We start from the raw sequence: 9,677 nt of genomic DNA, 5'->3' as shown, positions 1-9,677 counted from the left end.
TCTCATCTTCACTTTCCGTTGCTTTTGCTTAAATTGTGCATACCGCCCGACATACCTTCGCCACGATGATGCTCACTCTTGGGGCAGACATATACACCACCAGCAAGCTGCTTGGGCACTCTCGCATATCCACAACAGAGATATATGCCAAGATCATAGACAAGAAGAAGGATGAAGCCGTAGGACTCATTGATAAGTTCTTCGATAAGGACTAGACTCCCTCCGTACCTTCTCCGTACCCTCTCCGTACCAACTCTTAGTCTCCGCAAGGTTTGCAACGTTTGCTGCAAACTTTGCAAAGACTACAAACCAAGTTTCTTTTTCAGAAAGCTACCAACAAAGACAGCAACCATAGCAGATACAGCAAAGTCACCACAGATAAAGCCTTTATTAGGCTCTACAAACTGGGATTCAATAGCAACCAACACAACCATACAGACAACAAAGGCAATCGCAACGGAAACATATCTAAACACCATCTTGGCTACCTTCTTGCTATCATCCTTAACACTTGAAGTTTCACCTTCTTTTCTGTTAACTCTCAAAGAGCTATACATAAAATAAATTGCAGCTATCGCTATAAATGCTACAAACACGTAAATAATTTCTTTTGGCATAATTTTATTTTTCTAGTTAGGAAAATTATTTTTCTCCATTGTAATTCTTTAATATTTCGTCAGCTTCATACTCAGACTTCGATAAAGGAGCATTTGCGCATCTACCCAAGATACTCTGTTTCTTTCGTGCCAACTCCTCATCATAGTGTCTTTTCTGTTCAGCCTTCATTTTGCGATATTCATCAACACGTTTCAGAAAATGCGCTGCTGATTCATATTCTCCACGGATAGGCATTCCACCTTTGCCGGTCTTATTCCATTCTCGCTCTATGAAATCCTTACGAAGCATTATTCTTCTGCTACCATCTTGTATGCAGATAGTACCAGATGTCTTTATGCCTTCCTTACGTTTAAGCTTCCAGTATTCTTCACTTAATCGTTTCTTTTCCGAATGAACATAACTGATGCAAGAAACCTTATAGATAAGGTAACACGCAACCAAGAAAAATATAACTAGACCTATTCCCATTACCCAAAGTTTTTTAAATCTATAGGATTGCAACCACATAACCCAAAGATATAGTTAACTATTTTTTGAATATCAAACAACACGATATACCATATTCTAGCAATGAATATCAGTAGCAACACCCAGACAGGAGCAACCATCCATTTCTTTTCGCATAGCCAGTTAAAGAACCTTCCGTGAAAGAGTGAATCACAAACCCCTATCATCCATCCAGTAACCAATAAGATGAATGCAAACATAACCAATATATGAAGGAACCCCATACCTACCACATTTTAATTATCCAACATTTGCTTTTCTCATACTGCCAAGGCTAGACACCAGCATATCATAGCACTCCTTGATAGCTTCATACTTTGCCTTCCAGATGGATTCATCCTGCTCAGGCTGGGCACGATAGGCTGGAGCTGGCTCGGCTACCATATTTGTGCTGATTGCTTCCTCTACTCCTCCGGCTGACTCTTCCTTGCGATACATAGAGCCAACACCACGAAGGAGCCATTCGGCTGATATATCGTCAAACTTCTCTAGGAATCCTTCTATGAGACCAAGAGACACCGCCTGATCACCTCGAATCTGACGATTACAAGTTACTTGCTGCATTCCTATCATTTTTGAAAATGCAGATATACTTATTTGTCTATCTTCTAAAACAGACTTAATTCTTTGATTAATAACACTTTCCATATAATTCACATTTTTAAACCATACTTAAATAATCATAAACGACTAAAGAAATATACATAAATGTTTGGCTAGTTAAACATAAATGTATATCTTTGCACTCGAAAACGATACAGAAATGTTTTAAAAGCGTTCCCTATTCGTTTTCGGTGGCAAAAATAAACAAAAGAAATGAAATATGCAAGTAAAAATGCAAAAAATCATCTCGGTTTCTATAAAAAATCGGGAAGAACTTAAAAAGAAGTATCAGTGCTCGCAAACAACTTTGTATAATGCGTTAGCATATAAGACAATGAATAGACGAGCTGATGCAATCCGGCAGGATGCTCTAGACAACTTCGAAGGTGTCGAAAGCGAGAAGCCAGTGTTGAACTAATATAAAAGAAGGAGGAATCCTATGAATGAAATTTCAACAACTATTGTAGATGGTGACAGAATGACATCACTACAGATTGCAGAAATTACTGCAAGGCTCCACAAAAATGTTATGAGAGCAATCAGAAACATGGAGCCAGCTTGGGAAAAAATCAACGGGCGCAAGTTTGAGCTGGTTGATTACAAAGATGAAAAAGGCGAGACGAGACCTTGTTACTCCCTCAACAAAGAAGAGTGTCTCTACATCGCCACAAAGTTCAACGATGAAGCGAGAGCAAAGTTGATCAAGCGGTGGAAGGAGCTGGAGGAGCAACACCAAAAGCCATCCGTTCCTCAGAACTATCTCGAAGCTTTGAAGTCTCTGGTCAAGGCAGAAGAAGAGAAGCAGCAGCTTGCTCTGGAGAATAAGCAGAAGGATGAGACGATCATCACTATCAGCAAGGCGAACGTGGAGCTGGGCAACAAGATTACTGAAATGCTGCCGAAGGTAAGCTACTACGACAGAATCCTGCAGAGCAACGCAACAATGACCATCACCCAGATAGCGCAAGACTACGGTATGAGTGCTATCGCTATGAACAAAGAGTTGGAATCTATGAGAATCCAGCACAAGGAGAGAGGTCAGTGGATATTGTACGCTCAGTTCCTGAAAGGTGGCTATGTTCATAGCAGAGCGGTGGACATCATCCGCAGGGATGGTAGGCACGATGTGAAGTACAATACGGAGTGGACAACGAAGGGAAGACTCTTCCTTTATGAAGCACTCAAAGGAAAGGGCATTCTCCCCTTGATAGAGCAGGAGAACACTCCCAGAGATAAGGGCACTGGTGGAAGAGAGCCTTCCAAGACATCTGGTGCCAGTCAACAAACCATTAACTTCGAGTGATATGAAAGATGAAACGATAAAAAGTGATATTGAAGAGACGAATAAGAGTAGTCTTGGAGAGACACTTGCCCGAATAGAGAAGTATATTCTCATCGGAACAAAGAATGTGCTCAATATTGATGAAGCATCCATAGTACTGGGAGTAACCATCAGAACACTCAGAAAGATGGTGGCAGAGCATACCATCCCTATCTACAAGCCCAACCAGCGAGCCTTGTATTTCAAGAAGAGTGACCTAGAGGATTGGATGCTGCAGAACAGGGTGAAGCCCCAGTCGGAGATAGATTCTGAGGTGGAAGCCTATTGTATAACCCATTAAAACAGAAAAGATATGTTCGCAAATGTTATGTTGGTGGCAAGTATCGCCACATTCGCTATAGTAGTTAAGGAAATCCACTCTTACTTCAATGAAGTGAACGAGTAGATATATATGGAGCTGAATCCGGCATAAAAAATTGTTTGATATTAATTAGTTTAAAATTTTCGTTTTATTTATCTCAAAATAAGGACAAAAGTCTGATTCGCAAGGATTTTTTGGAATTTGCTATTCCCAGCTCCACAACTGTTGTGTAGGTTCAAGATTGTTTTTAGTTAGTATTTGTTTGAATCGGCATAGGTAGCTCAGATGGTAGAGCAGGAGGCTCCATCACCTTCAAGGTCGTAGGTTCGATTCCTACCCTATGCCCAATATCGCCCGATTCCGAGGAGTCATATCGGATAGGATAAACCTTCCTAGAGAGGTACACGTACCCAAAAGGAGCATCATTAACCACAGATGATGCTTAGACGTGGAAGTGGCAAGCTAATACATACACCTACTGGGTGGAATTTGGAACGCTTGGAGTTCACTTGTGAAGATGCAGACCTGATGCCGTGACCCTTATATATAATAAGGTAGCATCAATAGGTAGAAGCGCACAACTACAATGGTTCTAATGCAGCCAGCACGACTTTGTCATAGATAAAATATTAATATTTCCATACTAATATAATGTATGCGATTACGAGTGCTGGGAGTCCTAAGCCTCCACAAATGCAGAAGGGAACTTGGAGCGACTATCACCATCCGGCAATTATATTCTGATGTCGCTCCTCGGAGGGGTGCTTTATTACTCCCACCCCTCCTTTTTGATAGACACATTTTTTCAAACCATATAAAAATTATGTATCATTTACGACTATCGCAGTAGCGACTGCATTTAATAACTCGTTAAAGTTGTATATTTCAACCTATCCCCTCTGTTCGTGAGAATCGAGGGGATTTTTATTGTAGAACATTTTAAAGAAACAAGATATGTTATTCAAACCGAAAAGCTGCCACGACTGCTTGTTTGAGCAGATATGTGACAACCCGAATAAGAAATCGGATGGCACTTACAGATGTAAGGGCTATGAATGGAAGTATCAATAACTATTAATATAATAAGGACATGAAAGAGCTTATTACGATTCAATCGGAACTGAAAGCACCGAAGAGTCAGTTCAACAAATTCGGTGGCTACAAGTACCGCAAGGCAGAAGACATCCTTGAAGCTGTCAAGCCTTTGCTCGCCAAGCAGAAGTGTACGCTTATCATATCAGATGATATTGTTATGATAGGCAACCGCATCTATGTGAAGGCTACCGCCACCATCAAGAATGAGAAGGGCGAGTTCGAGGAGACCACTGGTTGGGCTAGAGAAGAGGAAACCAAGAAAGGTATGGACGGAAGTCAGATTACTGGTGCCTCCTCATCCTATGCCCGAAAGTATGCGCTCAATGGTCTGTTTGCCATTGATGATAACGCTGATTCTGACACAACCAATACTGGTCAGCAGGATAACATTCTTCATCAGGCAGCTCAGCAGACTGCACAGACTCAGCAGCAATCTCAGGCAACCGACCAGTCAGCGCAACCTAAGTATCATCCAGACAACCTAGCCGAAGCTTTGGAAATGGTGAAGCGATGTGTGAACAGAGACAACATCAAATGGGTGATGTGCACTTATATGCCGCTCAACAGCAACCCTCAGTTTATGCAAGCCTTATCCGCTAAGAGAAAGGAGTTAGGGCTATGACACAGAACATCAAGCTGAATAAGCCGAAGATCACCTTCATAGAGGAGACTCACCAATACTTCATTGGCAAGAAGCAACTGAAAGGTATCACAGGAACGCTGGTAAGAAAGGCATTCCCAGACACCTACAAGGATATTCCTGAGTCTGTACTGATGAAGGCTGCAGAACGAGGAGGTATGATCCATAACTCCTTCGAGCTGTTCTGTACCGTCTTCGATTCCGACATCAAGATGTACCCGAACCCGACAGAAGAGATTCGGGCATTCAATAGTATGCTGGTCTCCTACGGTCTCCATCACGTTGATTCCGAGTATCTCGTTACCGATGGTGAGGATTTCGCTTCTGCCATTGATGGAGTCTTCGCTGATAGCGATGGCAACATCTATCTGGTAGATTACAAGACCACCTCCACCCTGCACTACGACAACGTTTCTCTCCAGCTATCCATCTATGCCCGATGGTTCGAGGAGCAGAATCCCGACTTGAAGGTGAAGGAACTGGTATGTATGTGGTTCAAGAACGGACAGAGCCGATTCCAGCCGCTGCCTAGGGTATCGGAAGAGAAGATTGATGCTCTTATCAAGGCATACTTGGAGGATGATCCTGACTACAAGTATGAGGTGGAAGTGCCGGAAGCCTTCTCCAGCACCGAGCAGCAGTACCGACTCGTCACCGCTAGGATTGATGCCTTGAAGATAGAGCAGGATGCCTTGAAGGAGAAGCTGATGAAGATGATGGAAGCCAACAAGCAGAAATCCATCAAGACTCAATATGGCTCCTACTCCTATGTGGCAGCATCCACAAAGAAGACCTTCGACACGAAACTCTTCAAGGACACCGAGCCGGAACACTATGAGTACTATCTGAAAGATACTACTACGAAGCCATCCATCAGAATCAAACTTAATTAAGTATAGATATGAACGTAACATTTACAGGCAAGATTATTGCAGCAGGGCAAGTCCAATCAGGAACAAGCCAAAACGGAACTCAATGGAGTTCGTGTGAATATGTTATCGAGGAGTTGAACCAGCAGTACCCAGCAAGAGCCGTGATTCAGGTCTATGGCTCTGACAAGCTGCAGCTGTTCAACATCCAAGTTGGTGAGATCATCACCGCTCACATCGGATTGAAGGCACATCAGTCTAAGGACGGACGATGGTTCAATCAGTTGGATTGCTGGAAGGTGCAGCGACCAACCGCCCAGCCTCAGCAGATGCAGCAGCAGGGTCAGGTGTACGCTAGTCAGGTAGGACAGAACTACCAGCAGGGTGCTCAGCAGGGATTCCAGCAGAATCCTCCGCAGCAAGCTCAATATGGTGGTCAGCAGGGTAATCTTCCATTCCCAGCCAACAATTAGTTGATATTCAAAAACAAAGGTTATGGAAATCCATTTTGTGCGTACTTCTCTTGGTCTTCAAGCTTATGCAGACGAAGACTATGAGCAGTTGAGAAAGATTAAGGTTGGCTCTGTTGTCAAGGCGAACATCGTCCGCCCACGCAACGTGAAGTTCCACCGCAAGTTCTTCTCCCTGATCCGAGCTGCTTGGGATTGTCTCACCGAGCAGCAGCGCATCAATCTCCGTTCCGTAGAGACATTCCGTGAGCAACTTCTGATAACATCAGGATTCAGCGAACCGCTTTACGACCTGAACGGACAGAAGTTCTTAGAGAGAGCAAAATCTATCTCCTTCGCCAAGATGGATGAGCCAGCCTTCAATGAAGTTTATTCCAAGGTCTTGGACACCATCCTTACAATCATGGTTGCCGATGGTGTATCAGAAGACGAGTTTAATAACATTCTAAAAAATTATACATAATATGACACGTAGAAACGACAAGCGCAACAACAGACGTAACCTTCAGCGCAACAACCAGCCAGAGTTACCACCATTCGCCCAGATGCTTTTCGGAGCAATCCTCGGCAAGTGTGCAGAAATGATTGCCAACAAGATGAAGGAGAAGGACGAGAACACCCCTTCCATCCATACCGATGGTATCACCGACAAGGATATTCAGAACATCAACGAAGGTAATGCTTCCTTATCTAAGTTGTATATCCCGAATGATGGTACGGCTGTAGAGTACTTTATCCCTGAGAACCTAAAGTTCTTCTTCAATGAGGAAGGCAAGCTGATGGTGTGCAAGAAGCATGCTCAGAATGATCATCCTCAAAATGAGGAGACTCAGAAGAAGACTATCACTTACGATGATATTCTCAAAGAACTCTTCTTAGACAAGATTGCATCTTGGATTGGTCGAACCAAAATCTACACAGCAACGATAGGGGTAGTTTACTATAATGACCAAAATAACTGCACTACCGAGGCTCAGGCAAAACGTTTGTTGGCTTTCAACAAGCTGATGAACATCGCCAAGTATCTCAATGGTGATTGGATGCCATATTTCGATGGTAACAACAAAAACTGGTTTATTCGTATTGAAAACGGAAAATATGTTGTCAGATTCTTTAAATGGTTTAATAATGGTTCTGTTTACTTCAAATCAGAAGAAGCAGCAAACAGAGCCATCCTTCTGATGGGTGAAAACTCTCTCAACAACCTTTTCTCAACCGACTGGTAATGGCAAGCTACGCTGAAATCAAGGCAAAGCTATTGCAGGAAGGCAAGAAGATACGCAAGCGTTCATCCTATGATGAGCACAACTTGCAAGCCGCAGAGGTCAGGTATATCCGTGGGGTACATCCTGACCTCGAAGGGGTCTTCTTTGCCGTTCCTAATGGTGGCAAGCGAACCTCCAGACAAGCCGCATGGCTGAAAGAGGAAGGTATGAAGGCAGGGGTATCAGATATGATCCTCCTTAAAAGCACCTCTCAGTATGGTTTCCTCTGCATCGAAAACAAGACTCCGAAAGGTAGGCAGGAACCCGAACAGAAGGTATTCCAGCATGAAGTGGAACGACATGGTGGCAAGTACATCATCGTCCGCTCTATAGATGAATTTATGAAAGCAATCGACAATTATCTTAATGGTGAACTATGACAGACGAAATCAAACAAGCCATCCTGCTCCTAGAGGAGAACGGCTACAAGGTTACTGCCCCACCCAAGCAAGTCAAAGATGAATATACCTTTGCGAGAGCTTGGGATTTATATCAGAAGAAGGTGGGCTGCAAGGAGAAGCTGGAAAAGAAATGGAACTCAATGAGTCAGAAAGACCGCAAGGCTGCTATCGAGTACATCCCATTATATGTGATTGCAACCGAGGATAAAAAATATCGCAAGAACTTTCAGACCTTCCTCAACCAGAGAGCTTGGGAAGACGAGATCATCGGTGGCACTCCACCACCAGTTTCAACCAATGAGTCTGAATCAGAAATCAGTCAGCTTATCGCCAAGACAAAGGTAGAACAGGAACAGAACACGGAAGATGCCAAGAACCACGCTCTTCGCCAGCGTATCTATGGTATGATTCAGGTTCTTCACAACAATCCTCAAAGCTTCTGCCGTAAGCAGTTGGAGATATATCGTGACAACGGAACCTTGGAACGCTTGGGCATCCAATGGAATCCATAACATCATTAACTCTATGATACAAATCAGCAAATACAACAAGCAGCATCCGCTCAGAATCTTTGAAGCCTTCGCTGGCTATGGCAGTCAGAGCCTAGCCTTCAAGTACCTCAAAGAGAAGCACCATGAGTTCGACTTCAAGGTAGTGGGCTATTCCGAGATAGAAGCATCTGCCATCCAAGCTTATGGGCTCCTGCACGGAAGAGACATCACTAACTATGGTGATGTGACGAGGATAGACTGGAATGAGGTTCCCGACTTTGATTTCATATCCTGGTCTTCTCCCTGCCAAGACTTCTCAAACGCAGGACTTCGCAAGGGAGCAGAAGAAGGTAGCGGTACACGTTCTTCCCTGATTTTCCAAGAAAGGAGAATGTTGGAAGCCAAGCATCCTAAATATGTGATGCTGGAGAATGTGAAAGGTCTGCTCACCAAGAAGATGAGGAAGTACTTCTTCCAATATCTCGCAGACCTAGACTCCTTCGGTTACACTTCCTTCTACAAGGTTCTGAATGCCAAAGATTACGGAATCCCACAGAATCGTGAGCGTATCTTTGTCATTTCCATTCTCCGCACCGAGGATGATCCGAACCCAGAGTATCACTTCCCCTCTCCTATCAAGCTGGAGACAACGGTTGAGGACATCTTGGAAGATGATGTATCTCCTGAGTATTACCTCTCCCAGCCCCTTCTAGAAAAGTATCTCACCAAAGCAGACATCAATGAATCCATCCAAAAGCTCTACCCCGAAGATTTCAATACCCAAAACGGCTGATGGTTGCTCTGTTGCTGTCACCTCCAGTTTTTCAAAGACCAGCGTAATGAATATGCTAGATACTGGTCATTATCCAAAGGGTGGAGTCTTAATCATCAAGAAATTATAATGTGCGACAAAATTATAAAGCTGGTAAGTCTTAACAGACCTGAGAGATTTGAGCAACAGAATCGTGTTTATTCCGTTAAAGGAATCTCCCCTACTCTCAATTCTGTAATGGGAAACGGAGGAAACAATATTCCACTATTCTTAATCATCAATCGAGTATGATAACAGGAGGAA

13 protein-coding genes, 1 tRNA gene and 1 pseudogene are annotated in these 9,677 nt (G+C 43.4%); 12 read left to right on the top strand and 3 right to left on the bottom strand.

Features of this window, described 5'->3' with window-relative positions:
• Positions 1–38: 38 nt before the first annotated feature.
• Positions 39–215, top strand: a pseudogene (locus DXD25_RS09555) (tyrosine-type recombinase/integrase); the annotation flags it as partial.
• Between the two features lie 87 nt (positions 216–302).
• Here DXD25_RS09555 and DXD25_RS09550 read toward each other — a convergent pair.
• The 3 genes from DXD25_RS09550 to DXD25_RS09535 all read right to left on the bottom strand — a co-directional run bounded on the left by DXD25_RS09550 (position 303) and on the right by DXD25_RS09535 (position 1,689).
• The gene (locus tag DXD25_RS09550) at positions 303–617 is read right to left on the bottom strand and encodes a hypothetical protein (protein ID WP_117663263.1); all 315 of its coding nucleotides are present in this window, start codon (positions 615–617) and stop codon (positions 303–305) included.
• Positions 618–642: 25 nt separating this feature from the next.
• Complete coding sequence (locus DXD25_RS09545) at positions 643–1,086, bottom strand: hypothetical protein (RefSeq protein ID WP_117663261.1); 444 nt, start codon at positions 1,084–1,086, stop codon at positions 643–645.
• A gap of 279 nt (positions 1,087–1,365) precedes the next feature.
• Positions 1,366–1,689, bottom strand: a complete 324-nt coding sequence (locus DXD25_RS09535; RefSeq protein ID WP_147327893.1) for a hypothetical protein — start codon at positions 1,687–1,689, stop codon at positions 1,366–1,368.
• 478 nt (positions 1,690–2,167) lie between these two features.
• Here DXD25_RS09535 and DXD25_RS09525 point away from each other — a divergent pair, with 478 nt between their 5' ends.
• The 11 genes from DXD25_RS09525 (at position 2,168) to dcm (ending at position 9,395) form a co-directional block, all read left to right on the top strand.
• Entirely contained in the window at positions 2,168–3,031 is an 864-nt protein-coding gene (locus DXD25_RS09525; RefSeq protein WP_117663253.1) for a phage regulatory protein/antirepressor Ant, read from the top strand.
• Between the two features lies 1 nt (position 3,032).
• Positions 3,033–3,350 carry a helix-turn-helix domain-containing protein gene (locus DXD25_RS09520; protein WP_117663252.1) on the top strand — a complete coding sequence of 106 codons (318 nt, stop codon included), beginning with the start codon at positions 3,033–3,035 and terminating at the stop codon, positions 3,348–3,350.
• Between the two features lie 291 nt (positions 3,351–3,641).
• Positions 3,642–3,716: transfer RNA gene (locus DXD25_RS09515), tRNA-Trp, on the top strand.
• Between the two features lie 745 nt (positions 3,717–4,461).
• Positions 4,462–5,088, top strand: a complete 627-nt coding sequence (locus DXD25_RS09510) for an ERF family protein (protein WP_117663250.1) — start codon at positions 4,462–4,464, stop codon at positions 5,086–5,088.
• Complete coding sequence (locus DXD25_RS09505) at positions 5,085–5,999, top strand: hypothetical protein (RefSeq protein ID WP_117663248.1); 915 nt, start codon at positions 5,085–5,087, stop codon at positions 5,997–5,999. The genes DXD25_RS09510 and DXD25_RS09505 overlap by 4 nt, the downstream gene beginning before the upstream one ends.
• 8 nt (positions 6,000–6,007) lie before the next feature.
• Positions 6,008–6,448, top strand: a complete 441-nt coding sequence (locus DXD25_RS09500; protein WP_117663246.1) for a DUF3127 domain-containing protein — start codon at positions 6,008–6,010, stop codon at positions 6,446–6,448.
• A gap of 22 nt (positions 6,449–6,470) precedes the next feature.
• A complete protein-coding gene (locus tag DXD25_RS09495) occupies positions 6,471–6,908 on the top strand; it encodes a DUF1367 family protein (protein WP_117663244.1) in 438 nt (145 codons plus the stop codon).
• A gap of 1 nt (position 6,909) precedes the next feature.
• Positions 6,910–7,671, top strand: a complete 762-nt coding sequence (locus DXD25_RS09490; protein WP_117663242.1) for a hypothetical protein — start codon at positions 6,910–6,912, stop codon at positions 7,669–7,671.
• Positions 7,671–8,090, top strand: coding sequence for a VRR-NUC domain-containing protein (locus tag DXD25_RS09485; RefSeq protein ID WP_117663240.1), 420 nt, complete (start codon positions 7,671–7,673; stop codon positions 8,088–8,090). The genes DXD25_RS09490 and DXD25_RS09485 overlap by 1 nt, the downstream gene beginning before the upstream one ends.
• On the top strand, positions 8,087–8,623 hold the full coding sequence (locus DXD25_RS09480; protein WP_117663238.1) for a hypothetical protein: 537 nt from the start codon (positions 8,087–8,089) through the stop codon (positions 8,621–8,623). The genes DXD25_RS09485 and DXD25_RS09480 overlap by 4 nt, the downstream gene beginning before the upstream one ends.
• A 13-nt stretch (positions 8,624–8,636) precedes the next feature.
• Positions 8,637–9,395: a DNA (cytosine-5-)-methyltransferase gene (dcm, locus tag DXD25_RS09475; protein WP_117663236.1), complete on the top strand. Its 759-nt coding sequence runs from the start codon at positions 8,637–8,639 to the stop codon at positions 9,393–9,395.
• Positions 9,396–9,677 lie beyond the last annotated feature (282 nt).

Origin of the sequence: Prevotella sp. TF12-30 (genome assembly GCF_003436715.1) — a bacterium.
Lineage (GTDB): Bacteria > Bacteroidota > Bacteroidia > Bacteroidales > Bacteroidaceae > Prevotella > Prevotella copri_A.
Note: the sequence above shows the minus strand (reverse complement) of the source record. Positions and strands in the feature narration are given on the sequence as shown.